The 16,026-nt window shown below is 63.9% G+C and carries 11 protein-coding genes; 2 read left to right on the plus strand and 9 right to left on the minus strand.

Annotation, left to right across the window (positions count from 1 at the left end; genetic code table 11):
* Positions 1 to 12 precede the first annotated feature (12 nt).
* From Q4E95_RS00155 to Q4E95_RS00195, 9 genes are all read right to left on the minus strand, one after another.
* Positions 13 to 801, minus strand: coding sequence for an alpha/beta fold hydrolase (locus Q4E95_RS00155; RefSeq protein WP_303381399.1), 789 nt, complete (start codon positions 799 to 801; stop codon positions 13 to 15).
* Positions 798 to 2,243: a lyase family protein gene (locus Q4E95_RS00160; RefSeq protein WP_303381400.1), complete on the minus strand. Its 1,446-nt coding sequence runs from the start codon at positions 2,241 to 2,243 to the stop codon at positions 798 to 800. The genes Q4E95_RS00155 and Q4E95_RS00160 overlap by 4 nt, the downstream gene beginning before the upstream one ends.
* Positions 2,240 to 2,815 (minus strand): protocatechuate 3,4-dioxygenase subunit alpha, encoded by a 576-nt coding sequence (gene pcaG / locus Q4E95_RS00165; RefSeq protein WP_303381401.1) that lies wholly within the window; start codon positions 2,813 to 2,815, stop codon positions 2,240 to 2,242. The genes Q4E95_RS00160 and pcaG overlap by 4 nt, the downstream gene beginning before the upstream one ends.
* Positions 2,808 to 3,623: a protocatechuate 3,4-dioxygenase subunit beta gene (gene pcaH / locus Q4E95_RS00170; protein WP_303381402.1), complete on the minus strand. Its 816-nt coding sequence runs from the start codon at positions 3,621 to 3,623 to the stop codon at positions 2,808 to 2,810. The genes pcaG and pcaH overlap by 8 nt, the downstream gene beginning before the upstream one ends.
* Positions 3,624 to 3,668: 45 nt before the next feature.
* Positions 3,669 to 4,865 carry a 4-hydroxybenzoate 3-monooxygenase gene (locus tag Q4E95_RS00175; protein WP_303381403.1) on the minus strand — a complete coding sequence of 399 codons (1,197 nt, stop codon included), beginning with the start codon at positions 4,863 to 4,865 and terminating at the stop codon, positions 3,669 to 3,671.
* Between the two features lie 146 nt (positions 4,866 to 5,011).
* The gene (locus tag Q4E95_RS00180) at positions 5,012 to 5,773 is read right to left on the minus strand and encodes an IclR family transcriptional regulator (RefSeq protein WP_303381404.1); all 762 of its coding nucleotides are present in this window, start codon (positions 5,771 to 5,773) and stop codon (positions 5,012 to 5,014) included.
* A gap of 155 nt (positions 5,774 to 5,928) precedes the next feature.
* Positions 5,929 to 9,819, minus strand: coding sequence for a DNA-directed RNA polymerase subunit beta' (locus tag Q4E95_RS00185; protein WP_303381405.1), 3,891 nt, complete (start codon positions 9,817 to 9,819; stop codon positions 5,929 to 5,931).
* A gap of 64 nt (positions 9,820 to 9,883) precedes the next feature.
* On the minus strand, positions 9,884 to 13,393 hold the full coding sequence (gene rpoB, locus Q4E95_RS00190; RefSeq protein ID WP_303381406.1) for a DNA-directed RNA polymerase subunit beta: 3,510 nt from the start codon (positions 13,391 to 13,393) through the stop codon (positions 9,884 to 9,886).
* A gap of 239 nt (positions 13,394 to 13,632) precedes the next feature.
* Positions 13,633 to 14,376 (minus strand): MBL fold metallo-hydrolase, encoded by a 744-nt coding sequence (locus Q4E95_RS00195; RefSeq protein WP_303381407.1) that lies wholly within the window; start codon positions 14,374 to 14,376, stop codon positions 13,633 to 13,635.
* A 209-nt stretch (positions 14,377 to 14,585) separates the two neighbouring features.
* On the opposite strand from Q4E95_RS00195, the gene Q4E95_RS00200 reads away from it, so the two are divergent.
* Together Q4E95_RS00200 and Q4E95_RS00205 are read left to right on the plus strand one after the other, a co-directional pair.
* Positions 14,586 to 15,635, plus strand: a complete 1,050-nt coding sequence (locus Q4E95_RS00200; RefSeq protein WP_303381408.1) for an iron-containing redox enzyme family protein — start codon at positions 14,586 to 14,588, stop codon at positions 15,633 to 15,635.
* Positions 15,632 to 15,952 carry a CDGSH iron-sulfur domain-containing protein gene (locus Q4E95_RS00205; protein WP_303381409.1) on the plus strand — a complete coding sequence of 107 codons (321 nt, stop codon included), beginning with the start codon at positions 15,632 to 15,634 and terminating at the stop codon, positions 15,950 to 15,952. The genes Q4E95_RS00200 and Q4E95_RS00205 overlap by 4 nt, the downstream gene beginning before the upstream one ends.
* Positions 15,953 to 16,026: the final 74 nt, after the last annotated feature.

Consider the following 16,026-nt stretch of genomic DNA (forward strand, 5'->3'; position numbering starts at 1 on the left):
TGTCCTTTCTGCTCAGCGGTGGGCCGAGATGAATCGGGTGATGTGTTCGGCGGTGGCTTCCGGTGCCTCCGCGGCCAACAGATGAGACGTACCCGCTATCGTTTCGTGGCGGGCGCCCAACTTGTCGGCCAGTGCCTGCACGGTCTCGGGCCCGGTAACGACGTCGCTCGGTCCGGACAGCGCCAGAACGGGCACCTTTGTTGCGGGCTGGGTTTCACGCAGGTCGAAGCCGGCCAGCGAGCGGCACGCGGCCGCGTAGCTGCCCCGATCCGCGTTCTGGAGATCGTGCAGCAGGGCGGTGCCGACCTCCGCGTGGTGTGCCAGGAAGTCCGGGGCGAACCACAACTTGGCGGAGTTGATCACCTGCGTGGGCGTTCCTGCCCGGTCCACGAGCTCCGCGCGCTCGTGCCAGCCGTGCGGGTCCGGGAAATAGTCGGTCGTGGCAATCAGTGTCAGAGAGGCCAGCCGGTCCGGGTGATCCGCAAGCAGTTGCTGCCCCACGGCGCCGCCAATGGATGTGCCCACGTAGTGGAAGGGCTCGGAGAAGAGCTGTCCGGCAACCGCATTCAGAACACCCTGAGCGAGTTCCGCCACCGTGAAGTCATGCGTTGGTCCACTCACACCGTGGCCCGGCAGGTCCCAGCCGACCACGTGCGTGTTCCCGGATAACTGCGCCGCCAGACGGCCGTAGAGATGGGTCACTGACGTGCCGATGCCGGGACCCAGCACCACCAGGGATGCGTTATCGGCAAGTTGTTCCGGGTTCGAGAGCTCCACGAGTCCAAGTTCGGGCACGCTCATGAAATCAACCTTTCTCGGTGGTTTTCCACGGCTCTGGCGCACAGGTGCGGTGTGGCTCCCAGGTAGCCGCGGGGATCCAGCAGTTGCCGTAGCCACGCGCCCACGCTGGCCCGTTCCCGCGGGTTCACACCGTCCGGCAACGACGGGGAGTCCTCGCCCTCGATCAGGTCGGTGAGGTGATCCGCGAGCGCCTCGGCGTCGAGGGGATGCTCGCGCACGGCGGCCTGCACCCGCTGTTTGGCTGTGGACCCGTCGGATCCGGCCAGCACCGGCGTCAGAGCGGCACCGAGACGTTCGGCCATCACCCCGGTGCCTGCCTGGCGCAGGTTCTCCGCCATGCGTTGCGAGTTCACCGTCAGACCTTCGGTGAGTTCCGCAGCGTGCGACGCCGCCGCGGTGGCCGCTACCGCGAGGTCGCGCAGTGCGGGCCATTCCGCATGCCACCCGCCGTCCGGGCGCTCGTCCACGGCCGCCGCAGCTCCGGAGTGGACCTGGCTCAGAAGGTGGGGCGCGGCCAACGCCGTGCGCTTGAGCAACACGCTCAACACGGGATTCTGTTTTTGTGGCATCGCGGACGAGACCCCGCGACCCTCGGCGGTGGGTTCGCGCACTTCGCCCACCTCGGGCCGGGACAGCAACAGGACGTCGTTGGCCATACGGCCCAGGGCCGCGGTCGTTTCAGCGAGCACTCCGGCAACTCGCAGGACCGGAACGCGATCGGTGTGCCACACCTGATCCGGTACCGCCAGTGCGAGTTCCTCGGCCCAGTACCCGATGAGGGTGAAAAGCCTGTCAGCGGTCTGCTCGGCGCTTCCCCCCTGATCGCACAGGGCCATGCCCGCCGCCAAGGTTCCGGCGGCTCCCCCGTAGGACACGGGAAGGTGGGCGCGATCGAGGACGTCGCGCGCGGCGTCGTCGACCCCCGCAAGCCACGACGCCGCCTTGAGGCCGAAGGACATGGGCAGCGCGTGCTGGGTGAGGGTGCGCCCGACCATCACGGTGTCCGCGTGCGTCCGCACCAGCTCCGCGAGGGCGTCACCCGTGCGGGTCAGATCCGACACCAGGCTGTCCCGGGCGGCCTTCAGCACCAGCGCGAGCGCGGTGTCCATGACGTCCTGACTCGTGAGCGATGCGTGCACCGCGCCGACCGGAGATCCGTGTATTTCGGTGACCGCCGCGCGGTAGTCGGCAAGCAAGGGAATCACCGGATTTCCGCCGCCCTCGGAAGCAACCGCCAACCGGTTCAACGCAGCCTCAGCCACGTCGACATGGTCCACGGCGTCACGAGCAATCTCAGCGATGCGTTCCGGAACCAGCCCCAGACGCGACTGGGCCGTGACCCACGCGGCCTCCGTGAGGAGGATCGCGCGGGCCACGGCACGGTCGTCGAGCAGCTCGGCTGCCCGGTGGCTTCCCGGTGTGAGAAGACCCGTGATGATCATTCAAGCCCCGGGTAGGCCAGGAACAAGGTCTCGCCGTCACCCTGCAGGTGCACGTCGAAACGCAACGAGCCGTCCGCTTCGCGGGTGGCCACCAGGGTGGCGCGCTCGCTGTCCGACAGGCCCGACAGCAGCGGGTCTTTGGCGAGCGCCTCGGTGTCCTCGGGCAGGTAAATGCGCGTGAACAGCCGATTGAGCAGGCCGCGGGCGAACACGGTCAGGCAGATGAACGGTGCCTTGCCGGCCTCGGTGGGGCCGGGGTTGACCGTGGTGAAGGTGTAGTGGCCCTCGTTGTCCACGGCCACGCGACCAAAACCGGTGAACGTGTAACCGTCCCGGACCAGCGAGCCGGTCTCCTGGGAGACGTTGCCGTCCTCGTCCGCCTGCCAGATCTCGAGCATGGAATCCGGCACGGGAACGCCGTGGCCGTCGTAGACGGTGCCGTGCAGGCGCACGGCACCGGGACGGGATCGGTCCACCAGATTCTCACCGTTCTCGTACGGCAGTGCGTACCCGTAGAACGGGCCAATGGTTTGGCCCGGGGTGGGTACCAGGCGTTGGGTGTTCTCAGACATTGCTGTCGTCCTCCGTCCAGGTCCGGTTGGAACCGCTCAACACGATGTCCCACTTGTAGCCCAGCAGCCACTCGTGCTCGGACACGTTGTGGTCGTAGTCGGCCACGAGGCGATCACGGGCCTCGGTGTCCACGATCGACTGATAAATGGGATCCAACGCGAACAGTGGATCGCCCGGGAAGTACATCTGGGTGATCATGCGCTGGGTGAAGTCCGTACCGAACAGCGAGAAATGCACGTGCGCCGGACGCCATGCGTTCTGGTGGTTCTTCCACGGATACGGTCCGGGCTTGATCGTCACGAACGAATAGGACCCGTCGTCACCGGTGAGGCAACGGCCCACGCCCGTGAAATTCGGGTCGATGGGTGCGGGGTGCTGATCGCGCTTGTGGATGTAACGACCGGCCGCGTTGGCCTGCCAGATCTCCACGAGCTGATTGCGCACGGGGCGGCCGGCACCGTCCAGCACTCGACCGTTGATACGGATGCGCTCACCGATCGGTTCGCCGCCGTCCTGAATGGTCAAGTCCGACTCGAGCTTGTGCACATCACGCTCGCCGAAGGCCGGAGCGTAGAGCTCTATGGTCTCCGGATCCGTGTGGCGCAGGTCCTTGGTCGGGTGGCGCAGGATCGAGCTGCGGTAAGGCGCGTAGTCCAGCCGTGGCTGGGTTTCCGTGCGACCGGATTCTTCGTACTGCTTGGTGATCTCGGCCATCTCGTTGTCGAGCTGGTCCTGGCTGTCAGCGGCGTCGTCGGCGCCCTTGGCCGTGAGTGGTTCGAAGGTGTCTTCTGGATTCTCAGCTGCCATGATTCATCTCCTTAGAGGACAGAGCTGCGGTGGGTAGTGCGTGGCTCATTGATCCGGCCAACCGGTGTAGCACTCGGCGAAGTAGGCGGAACCGCGGTCGGATCCGGTGATGGACGCGAACTCGCCGCGGCGACGCTTCTGGTTGAACGGGTTCTCGCCGGGTTGGATGTGCATGAGGTTGGTGGCCCAGTACGAGAAGTTCTGAGCCTTCCAAATGCGTTCCAGGGCCTTGGCCGAATACTCCGCCAGACCGCTGTCATCACCCTTGTCGAAGAAGTCGATGATGGCCGGGGCCAACACGCGGACATCGCAGAACGCCAGGTTGAGGCCCTTGGCACCGGTGGGCGGAACCGTGTGGCCGGCGTCCCCGACCAGGAACATGTTCCCGTAACGCAGCGGTTCACAAACATAGGAACGGAACGGCAGGACGGTCTTGTCGAAAATCTTGCCGCGCTGCAACTGCAGACCGTCCGGACCGTCGATGCGACGTTGCAACTCCGCCCAGATGCGCTCATCGTCCCAGTCCGCCACATTTTCATTGGGGTCGCACTGGAAATACATGCGCTGGACCGTGTCACTGCGCTGGGAGATCAGGGCAAAACCGTGCTCCGAGTTCGCGTAAATCAACTCGGGCGCGGAGGCCGGGGCCTCGCACAGGATGCCGAACCACGCGAACGGGTACTCGATGAAGTTGTCCGTGCGAACCTCCGCCGGGATCTGACGTTTGGAAATGCCCTTGGAGCCATCCGCGCCGACCAGGATGCCGCAGCGGATCTCGAGCGCTTCGCCCTCGGCCGTAGTGCTCAGGATCTTGGGCTGCTCTGAGGTGAGGTCGCTGATCTGGGTGTCGGTGACCTCGTAACGGACGTCGCCGCCGTCGCGCTTTCGCGCCGCGGCAAGATCGACGAACACCTCGTTCTGCGGGTAGAGCCACACGGACTCGCCCACGAGTTTCTGGAAATCGATGCGATGGCTGACACCTTCGAAACGCAAGGTAGTGCCTTCGTGCTCGTGACCTTCGGTCAGTACCCGACCGTCCACTCCGGATTCCGCCAACATCCTGACGGTGCCGGCCTCAAGAATGCCGGCGCGGTGGGTGTTGGCGATCTCGTTGTGGGAGCGGGCCTCCACCACAACGTTGTCGATACCCGCCTTGTACAGCAGGTGGGAGAGCATCAGTCCGGCGGGGCCTGCACCCACGATCCCCACCTGGGTCTCCACAATTGTTCGCTCTTTGACCATGTGTCCTCCTTGCGCACGTGTGACTCACATTATGCTGGGCGACCATGGCCCGCATCACAGTTGTTCCGTTCAATGGAAACCTGCGGAAGTATGACCACCGAAGACCTCCTTCAGCGCCGGGACATCGAAACAACTGATTGACGTTGTTAGAGGGCACCCAGGGCGCGAGAGATTCCATGCGAGGCAACCCGTAGGGTTTGTACAATGCCGGGCACCTCTGCGGCAGCCATGTCCTCCAGCGCCATGACCACGCCCAGGGCCACCGGGCGGTGAGCCTGCGGGACCCGAACCGGAACCGAAATACCGCCGGTACCCTCATCGATTCGACCACGTTGCAGGGCATAACCGCGCTGGGCGAAACGCCGCAGGTCGCTCATCAGGCGCTCGGCGGGGATCCCCTCGGGGAAGCTGCTGTCCCGCACTCTTTCGCAATACTCTCTGACAAATGATTCGGGGTACTGGGACAGTAGAACCAGTCCCGCCGCTGACTGGTGGAGGGGTAATCGACCGGCCACGTTGGAGCGCAGCGGCACATCCGATTTCTTGCCGAGGATGCGTTCGGCGAACAGGACATCGTCGCCTTCCACCACGCCCACGTGTACGTGCTGACGCAGCACCGCGTGCACGTCCGACATGAACGGAATGGCCACGGACGCTAGATCTTCCGCCAGTGCGGCCCTTGAGGCCAATTCCCACAATCGGGTTCCCACCCGGTAGCCCTGGCCGCCGGTGGGCTCGATCCACCCGATCTGTTTCATGTCGGCCACCAACCGATGCGCGGTGGACGTGGGGAGTCGGGCGGAACGGGCAATGTCCCTGAGCTGGAGCACCGGGGTGTCGGAACCGAACGCGGCCAGGATCCGTTCCACGCGGGCGAGGACCGAATCCCCCGACGTCGAATTTGCCACCTCAGCCTCCTCCCCTGCCACAGCCATCGATACGACCACCGGCATGCATTGTTCTCAGCGTAGTCTCCCGGGGAACGCCGAAGGCCGGCCCCCACACGTGTGGGGGCCGGCCTTCGGTCGGACGGCTACGGCAGCTCAGCTACCGAAGCAAACGATCAGTTGGTGCCGAAGTCGTAGTCATCCAACGGGATGGCCTGGAACTCCGAACCCAACGCACCCGAGTTCTCCTCGGCGTAGCTGAAGTCAGCGAACGCGGAAGGATCGGTGAACATGGAAGCCTTGGCCTCCTCGGTGGGTTCGACGTCCACGTTGTTGTAACGTGCCAGGCCGGTGCCGGCCGGGATGAGCTTACCGATGATCACGTTCTCCTTCAGACCCAGCAGCGGATCCGACTTACCTTCCATGGCCGCCTGCGTCAGGACGCGGGTGGTTTCCTGGAAGGACGCGGCGGACAGCCACGAGTCGGTTGCCAGCGAAGCCTTGGTGATACCCATCAGCTCCGGACGGCCCGCAGCGGGACGCTTACCCTCGGACACCGCACCGCGGTTGGCCTCGAGGAAGCGCACACTGTCCACCAATTCACCCGGCAGCAACGCGGTGTCGCCGGACTCGATGATGGTCACGCGACGCAGCATCTGGCGGACGATGACCTCCACGTGCTTGTCGTGGATGCCCACACCCTGGGAGCGGTACACGCGCTGAACCTCGTCCACCAGGTGCTTCTGAGCCTCACGGGGACCGCGAATACGCAGCACCTCCTTGGGATCGACCGCACCGGTCACGAGCTGCTGACCGACCACCACTGAATCGCCATCGTGCACGAGCAGCTTGGCGCGGCGCAGCACCGGGTAGGCAAATTCCTCGTCGCCGTTGTCCGGGACAATGACGATCTTGAGGGACTTGTCGGTGTCCTCGATGCGCACGCGGCCCGCCACCTCGGAGATCGGGGCGACACCCTTGGGGGTACGCGCCTCGAAGAGCTCCTGAATACGAGGCAGACCCTGGGTGATGTCACCGTCCGAGGACGCAACACCGCCGGTGTGGAAGGTACGCATGGTCAGCTGAGTACCGGGCTCACCGATGGACTGCGCAGCCACGATGCCCACGGCCTCTCCGATGTCCACCAACTGGTTGGTGGCCAGGGAGCGACCGTAGCAAGCGGCACACACACCCACGGCGGATTCACACGTGAGCACGGAGCGCACACGAACCTCGTCGATCCCGGCGGTGAACAGCTTGTTGATCAGGGCGTCGGACATGTCCTGCCCTGCATCGGCCACGATCTCGCCGTTCGCATCGACCACGTCGGTGGCGAGCACACGTCCGTGCACGGTGTTCTCGACATCCTCGTGCAACGAACGCACGCCGGACTCATCGACATCCGACACGGGCAGCACCAGACCGCGACGGGTCTGGCAGTCGGCCTCGCGAACAATGACGTCCTGGGAGACGTCCACCAGACGGCGGGTCAGGTAACCCGAGTTGGCGGTACGCAATGCGGTATCGGCCAGGCCCTTACGAGCACCGTGGGTGGCGATGAAGTACTCCAGCACCGACAGGCCCTCGCGGTAGGAGGACTTGATCGGGCGGGGCATGATCTCGCCCTTGGGGTTGGCCACCAGGCCACGGATACCCGCGATCTGACGAACCTGCATCCAGTTACCACGCGCACCGGAGGACACCATGCGGTTAATGGTGTTGCTCGCGGTCAGGTTCTTACGCATGGCCTCGGCGACCTCGTCGGTTGCCTTGGACCAGATGTCGATCAATTCGGAACGGCGCTCGTCGTCGTCGATCAGGCCCTTGTCGTACTGGCCCTGGATCTTCGCGGCCTGCGCCTCGTAACCCTCCATGATGGCGGGCTTCTCCGGCGGAGTCGCGATATCCGAGATGGCCACGGTGACACCCGAGCGGGATGCCCAGTGGAAACCGGCGTCCTTGAGCAGATCCAGGGTGTGTGCCACCTGGGTCATCGGGTAACGCTCTGCCAGATCGTTCACCAACGACGACAAGTGCTTCTTGTCGGCGACGTTCTCGTCCCACGGGTAGTCCTCGGGCAGCGTCTCGTTGAAGAGCACGCGACCCAGGGTGGTTTCCACGATGGCGGACTGGCCGGGTTCCCAACCTTCGGGAGCCTCCCAGCCGGCGTACGGCACGAAGTCGTCCAGCTCGATCTTGCACTTGGAGTTCAGGTGCAGCTCGCCGGAGTCGTGAGCCATGATGGCCTCGGCCACGGACGAGTAGCTGTTGCCCTCACCGGCAGAGCCGTCACGAACGGTGGTCAAGTGGTACAGACCGATGATCATGTCCTGCGAAGGCAGGGCAATCGGCTTACCGTCCGAGGGCTTCAAGATGTTGTTCGAGGACAACATCAGGACGCGGGCCTCGGCCTGGGCCTCCGGGGACAGCGGCAGGTGCACTGCCATCTGGTCACCGTCGAAGTCGGCGTTGAACGCACCACACACGAGCGGGTGCAGCTGAATGGCCTTACCTTCGACCAGCTGCGGCTCGAACGCCTGGATACCCAGACGGTGCAGGGTGGGAGCACGGTTCAACAGAACCGGGTGCTCGGTGATGACCTCTTCGAGGACATCCCACACCTGCGGGCGGTAACGCTCCACCATGCGCTTGGCGGACTTGATGTTCTGAGCGTGGTTGAGATCCACCAGACGCTTCATCACAAAGGGCTTGAACAGTTCCAGAGCCATCTGCTTGGGCAGGCCGCACTGGTGCAGCTTCAACTGCGGGCCCACCACGATGACCGAACGGCCCGAGTAGTCCACGCGCTTACCCAGCAGGTTCTGACGGAAACGACCCTGCTTACCCTTGAGCATGTCGGACAGCGACTTGAGTGCGCGGTTACCGGGCCCGGTGACCGGGCGGCCGCGGCGGCCGTTGTCGAACAGGGAGTCAACAGCTTCCTGGAGCATGCGCTTCTCGTTGTTCACGATGATCTCGGGAGCACCCAGATCCAGCAGACGCTTCAAGCGGTTGTTGCGGTTGATCACGCGACGGTACAGGTCGTTGAGGTCCGAGGTGGCGAAACGGCCACCGTCGAGCTGGACCATGGGGCGCAGCTCCGGCGGGATCACCGGGACGGCATCCAGAACCATACCCAGCGGCGAGTTGTCCGTGGTCAGGAACGCGTTGACGACCTTGAGGCGCTTCAGGGCGCGGGTCTTACGCTGGCCCTTGCCCGTGGCAATGGTTTCCTTGAGCGACTCGGACTCGGCCTGCAGGTCGAAGGTCTCCAAGCGCTTCTTGATCGCTTCGGCGCCCATGGAGCCCTCGAAGTACATGCCGTAGCGGTCCACCATCTGGCGGTACAGGGCCTCGTCACCCTCGAGGTCGTTGACCTTGAGGTTCTTGAAACGGTCCCACACCTTGTCGATGTGATCGATTTCGCGATCGGCGCGCTTACGCACGTTGGCCATCTGGCGATCCGCGGAGTCACGCAGCTTGCGCTTCTCAGCGGCCTTGCCGCCTTCTTCCTCCACGCGCGCCAGCTCGTTCTCGAGGTCACGAGCGATCGCAGCGATATCCGCGTCGCGGGTGTCCTCCAATTGCTTCTTCTCACGGTCGATCGCGGCCTGCAGGTTGGGCAGGTCGTCGTGACGAGCCTGCTCGTCCACGGACGTGATCATGTACGCGGCGAAGTAAATGACCTTCTCGAGGTCCTTGGGCGCCAGGTCCAGCAGGTAGCCCAGGCGTGACGGAACGCCCTTGAAGTACCAAATGTGAGTCACGGAGGCGGCCAGTTCAATGTGCCCCATCCGCTCACGACGCACCTTGGCGCGAGTCACCTCGACACCGCAGCGCTCACAAATGATGCCCTTGTAGCGCACACGCTTGTACTTACCGCAGTAGCACTCCCAGTCCCGAGTGGGGCCGAAGATCTTTTCGCAGAACAAGCCGTCCTTCTCGGGCTTGAGCGTGCGGTAGTTGATGGTTTCGGGCTTCTTGACCTCGCCGTACGACCAGCTACGAATCTGGTCCGCAGTGGCCAGGCCAATACGCATGAGGCCTAGTGAAGAATCGTTGGACATAAGGTCCTGTCCCTCTTTCTAAAAATCCTGAAGTGGTTCGTGCTTACCGGTTACGAGTTGGGAATCAGACCTCTTCGACCGAGCTGGGCTCGGAGTGCGAGAGGTCAATGCCGAGCTCGTCGGCTGCACGGAAGCTGTCATCTTCGGAGTCACGCATCTCCACCGCGTTACCGTCCGCCGAGAGAACCTCGACGTTCAGGCACAGGGACTGCATTTCCTTGATGAGCACCTTGAAGGATTCGGGTACACCCGGCTCCGGGATGTTCTCGCCCTTGACGATGGCTTCGTACACCTTCACGCGACCGTGGACGTCATCGGACTTCACGGTGAGCAGTTCCTGAAGGGTGTATGCGGCGCCGTACGCTTCCAGCGCCCACACCTCCATCTCACCGAAACGCTGACCACCGAACTGGGCCTTACCGCCCAACGGCTGCTGGGTGATCATGGAGTACGGGCCGGTGGAACGGGCGTGAATCTTGTCATCCACCAAGTGGTGGAGCTTCAAGATGTACTGGTAACCAACGGACACGGGGTCCGGGAACGGCTGACCCGAACGACCGTCGAACAACAGGGCCTTACCGCTGCGGTCGATCAGACGATCGCCGTCACGGGTGGGGTTCGTGTGGTCCAGCAGGTCGAAGATCTCGTCCTCACGAGCGCCGTCGAACACCGGGGTGGCCACGTTGGTGGGGCCGGAGCTCCTCGGGAAGTTGGACAGGCGGTCCAACCACTCGGGGTTGCCCTCGATGTTCCAACCCTGCTTGGCGAGCCAACCGGTGTGAACCTCGAGCACCTGACCCAAGTTCATCCGGCCGGGCACACCCAGCGGGTTCAGGATCACGTCCACGGGGGTACCGTCCGCGAGGAACGGCATGTCCTCCATGGGCAGGATCTTGGAAATCACGCCCTTGTTACCGTGCCGGCCCGCGAGCTTGTCACCGTCGGTGATCTTGCGCTTCTGCGCAACGTACACGCGAACCACCTGGTTCACGCCGGCGGGCAGGTCGTCGTCCTCGTCGTCGCGGTCGAACACGCGCACGCCGATCACCGTACCGGACTCGCCGTGGGGCACCTTCAGGGAGGTGTCACGCACTTCGCGGGACTTCTCACCGAAAATGGCACGCAGCAAGCGCTCCTCGGGGGTCAATTCGGTCTCACCCTTGGGGGTCACCTTGCCCACCAGGATGTCACCGGCCTGAACCTCGGCACCGATGTAGATGATGCCGCGCTCGTCCAGAGCGGAGAGCACTTCCTCGGACACGTTGGGGATGTCACGGGTGATTTCCTCGGCACCGAGCTTGGTGTCGCGGGCGTCGATCTCGTGCTCCTCGATGTGGATCGAGGTCAGGACGTCCTCGGAAACCATCCGCTGGGAAAGGATGATCGCGTCCTCGTAGTTGAGGCCTTCCCAGGACATGTAGGCAACCAGCAGGTTCTTACCCAGCGCCAGCTCACCCTGATCGGTCGACGGGCCGTCTGCGATGACCGTGCGGTCTTCGATGCGCTCACCCTCGGAGACGATCACGCGCTGATTGTAGGTGTTACCCGGGTTCGAACGAACGAACTTGTTGATCGGGTAGAGCTTGGTGGTGCCGTCGTCGTTGAGGACCTTCACCTGATCGGCGGAGACCTCCTCGACCACACCGGGCTTGATCGCCAACACGGAATCACCGGCGTCCATAGCGGCGTAGCGCTCCATGCCGGTACCGACCAGCGGTGCTTCCGAGACCAGCAGCGGCACAGCCTGACGCTGCATGTTGGCACCCATCAACGCGCGGTTGGCGTCGTCGTGCTCGAGGTACGGGATCAGGGCGGTGGCCACCGACACCATCTGGCGCGGGGACACGTCCATGAACTCGACGTCGGAGGGTTCCACCAGCACGGCTTCACCGGAACCGTCGGCGGCACGCGCCAGAACGGCGTCCTCGGCGAAGTGGCCGTCTTCGGTCAACGGGGCGTTGGCCTGCGCAATGGTTACACCGCGCTCGTCGTCCGCGGTGAGGTAGCTGACCTCGTCGGTGACGACTCCGTTGACGACCTTGCGGTACGGGGTCTCGATGAAACCGAAGGGGTTGATGCGCGCGTAGGTCGCCAACGAACCGATCAGGCCGATGTTGGAACCCTCAGGGGTTTCAATCGGGCACATGCGGCCGTAGTGCGAGGGGTGCACGTCACGGACTTCCATGCCGGCGCGGTCACGGGACAGACCACCCGGGCCCAGCGCGGAGAGACGGCGCTTGTGCGTCAAACCGGCCAGCGGGTTGTTCTGGTCCATGAACTGCGACAGCTGGGACGTTCCGAAGAACTCCTTGATCGCGGCGACCACGGGGCGGATGTTGATCAGGGTCTGCGGCGTGATGGCCTCGACGTCCTGGGTGGTCATCCGCTCACGGACCACACGCTCCATCCGGGACAGACCGGTGCGGATCTGGTTCTCGATCAGCTCGCCCACCGCGCGGATACGGCGGTTACCGAAGTGGTCGATGTCGTCGACGTCAACGTGGATCTCGCGGGGTTCACCGTCACGCACGCCCTGCATGGTGGAACCACCGGCGTGCAGGGTGACCAGGTAACGGATCATGGCCACGATGTCGTCCACGGACAGCACGGAAGCGTCCGCGTCGGTGAAGGCCTTGTCCAGACCCAGCTTGCGGTTGATCTTGTAGCGACCCACCTTGGCCAGGTCGTAACGCTTGGGGTTGAAGTACATGTTGTCCAGCAGGGACTGGGCAGCATCAACCGTGGGCGGCTCTCCCGGACGCAGCTTGCGGTAAATGTCCAGCAAGGCTTCTTCGCGGGTCTCGGTGGTGTCCTTCTCGAGGGTGGCGCGGATCGAGTCGTACTCGCCGAACTCTTCAAGAATCTTGGACTCGGTCCAGCCGAGAGCCTTGAGCAGCACGGTCACGGACTGCTTACGCTTACGGTCCAGACGGACGCCCACCTGATCGCGCTTGTCGATCTCGAGCTCGAACCAGGCACCGCGGGACGGAATGATCTTCGCGGAGAAGATGTCCTTGTCCGACGTGCGGTCCTGACCCTTCTCGAAGTAGGCACCGGGGGAACGCACCAGCTGCGAGACGACCACGCGCTCGGAACCATTGATGACAAAGGTTCCCTTTTCGGTCATGAGCGGGAAGTCGCCCATGAACACGGTCTGCTGCTTGATCTCGCCGGTGGTGTTGTTCATGAACTCGGCCTTGACGTACAACGGCGCCGAGTAAGTGGCGTCGCGGTCCTTGCACTCATCCATGGTGTATTTGGGGTCGTAGAACTCCGGTTCGGAGAACGACAGGGACATGGTCCCCTGGAAATCCTCAATGGGAGAGATTTCCTCGAAGATGTCCGACAGCCCGGACGTGGTGGCCACCCCGGTCTCGCCGGTCTCTTGGGCCTGCGCAAGGCGGGCCTGCCAACGCTCGTTGCCCACCAGACGGTCGAAGCTGTCCGTCTGGAGTGCCAGCAGGTTGGGGACGTCCAGCGGCTCATGGATCTTTGCGAAAGAAATACGACGAGGAATATTATCGCTCGTGGGGTGATTGGCGGTGACGTTCGAATCGGTGCTCGAGGCGACCAAGATGTGATCCTTCCACAGACATGCAGTGAATTCGCGAGGTTCCCGAGATGAGAATTGGGGGCTGGTGTCGGCTGTGCGCGCAACCCGCCCCGGTGGCGCCCACCGCTATATGAAGGCACGCATGTATAAGGGACAACGCAAGCTACTAGCTTAGGGTTTTTTCGGGTCGTTGTCCACACCATTAGTGGACGGACTGGACAACTCGTCGTAAGATGCCCCGCCACCGAGCCACGGGCTCGCTAAGCAGCACCCGTGCGGCGCGCCTCGTCGGCCGCCCGACCCACCCCGTGCAGCCACGGATCCCCGTGCCCCGGAAGCACCACGGTGGCGCCGGTCTGCGCCAAGGCGTGGAGGGACTCAATGGCCATGGCACTGTCCGCGGTGGCCGCCTTCGCGACGATCCGCGGTCCGGTGAGACCGGTGTACGGATCGAGCGTGACGAGTGCATCCCCGGTGATCAGGGCGTCGGATTGGGGCAGGTGCAGGGCACAGTGTCCGTATGTGTGGCCGGCCGAGAGGACCACCCTGGGGCGGCCCGGAACCGGAACCTCCTGCCCCGCCTCGAGTCGTCGGGAGACCGTCACCCCCTTCACCGCTGCGGCACCACCGAGCACCATGGACAGCAGCACCGGGATGGCCCGGGGATGCTGCACCGGGTATGCGGCGACCGGATTCTCATGCGCGTAACGGTAGGGGTGGGCGGCCAGGGTCACTTCTTCGTGGTGGGCATACACCGGAATACCGAGTTGCTCAACGAGTTTCGCGGCCACTCCCACGTGGTCGAAGTGCGCGTGGGTCAGCACCAGCGCCTTGAGGTCTGCGGGTGCTCGCCCGAGTTCGCGGATCGCGTGCCCCAGTTCGGTCCAGACCCTCGGGAGACCCGCGTCCACCAGGGTGAGTCCCTGGTCATCCTCGAGCAAGTAGCAATTGACGTTATGGCTCTGGATCAGATGGATCCCGGGGGCCACATTTTTCAAGAACATGATTTTTCCCTCCCGGCCCGTAACCCGTGAACGGGCAGACCCGCCCGGAGCAAGGTTCGGACCACATACTGTCGGTGGACGACCCGACCCAAGCTAAGCCGCCTTATAATAGATTACGGTCCGTCATCTGCGGTGTCACGCATGGTGGACCACACTGTTGGGTCCATGTAAATGCATGGGACGCTGTGAGTGACAGAAAGTTGAGACCGGTGACCACATTGACGGTAAGAACCGAGGCTCCCACCGCCCGAGGGCCCGTTAGCTCGGCGCTGATCGCCGTATTGACCGAGGGGCAGCAATCCCCCGATGCGAAGCTCGGACTGAGTGCCGCAGTCGAACAGGCCGTGGACGAGTGCCACGACATCCTGGGTGATGAGGACCTACAGCTCACCCTGTTCCTGCTGTACCTGTTGCACTACGGTCCCGTCGATTTCGTGCGTGGCGAGTGGGAATGGGACCCGGAGCTGATCCGGTTACGGTCCCTCGTCGAGGAACGCTTCGAAGCGCACGTGCGCGCGCACGTGGTTCTGCCCTCGCCGTTGCCCCGCGACGGCAAGCACGCCGCGGAGGCTCTCTTCGAGATGACCCAGCCCGCGGCCAAGCCGGGCACCGCCATGTGGCTGGCCAAGAACGCCACCGAGGAGCTACTGCGTGAGTTCCTCATTCAGCGATCCATCTACACGCTGCGCGAAGCGGATCCGCACACGTGGTCCATTCCCAAGCTCCAGGGACGCGCCAAGGCAGCCATGGTCGAGATCCAGGCCGACGAATACGGTGGCGGCCACCCGGACAAGGTGCATTCCGAAATCTTTGCTCGCACCATGCGCAACTTCGGCCTGGACGACACCCCCGATGCCTATCTGGATCTGGTGCCGGCCAGCACCCTGGCATCGACCAACCTCATCAGCATGTTCGGTCTGCACCGCCGCTTGCGCGGTGCCAACGTGGGCCACCTGGCGGCCTTCGAGATGACCTCGACCATCCCCAACAAGCACTACGGCAACGCGTTCCGCAAGAACGGTTACGGTCAGGACGTCACCTGGTACTTCGATGAGCACGTCGAGGCCGACGCCGTGCATGAACAGTTGGCCGCGCGAGATCTCGTGGGAAACCTCGTCGATGACGAACCCCAACTGACCGAGGACATCTTCTTCGGAGCGGCCGCGTGCCTCTACGTGGACGGACGCGCGGGCGATCACATGCGTGATGCGTGGTCCTCGGGCCGGTCCTCACTGCGCACCGCGGAACCCCGTGCATGAGCGCTGACTTCTCCGAGAACGCGGCATCCTCCGACGATGCGGTCGAACAGGAAGAGATCGAACTTCCCGACGCACCCGCCCCGCGGGTGCCGGCCTCCGCAGAGGACCCCACGGTCATCACCGTGTGCCCCAGGGGTCCACTGCTGGTTCGCGGAGATTTCCTGCTGGTATCAGAGCCCGGCGCCGAACCGCTGCCTCCCGAACGCGCGGTGATTGCCCTGTGCCGCTGCGGGATGACCAGCATAGCCCCGCACTGCGACGGTTCTCACAAGCTGGCCAAGGTGCGAGCGTTCATGGACCGTAAGGACCGGGACTGAGTAGCCGAACCCGGACGTTCCCGCGTTCTGCCGGCCGATCACGTGCCTGGGACGCGTACTCCGAAAGACACCAC

Source organism: Kocuria sp., from assembly GCF_030536815.1.
GTDB lineage: Bacteria > Actinomycetota > Actinomycetes > Actinomycetales > Micrococcaceae > Kocuria > Kocuria gwangalliensis.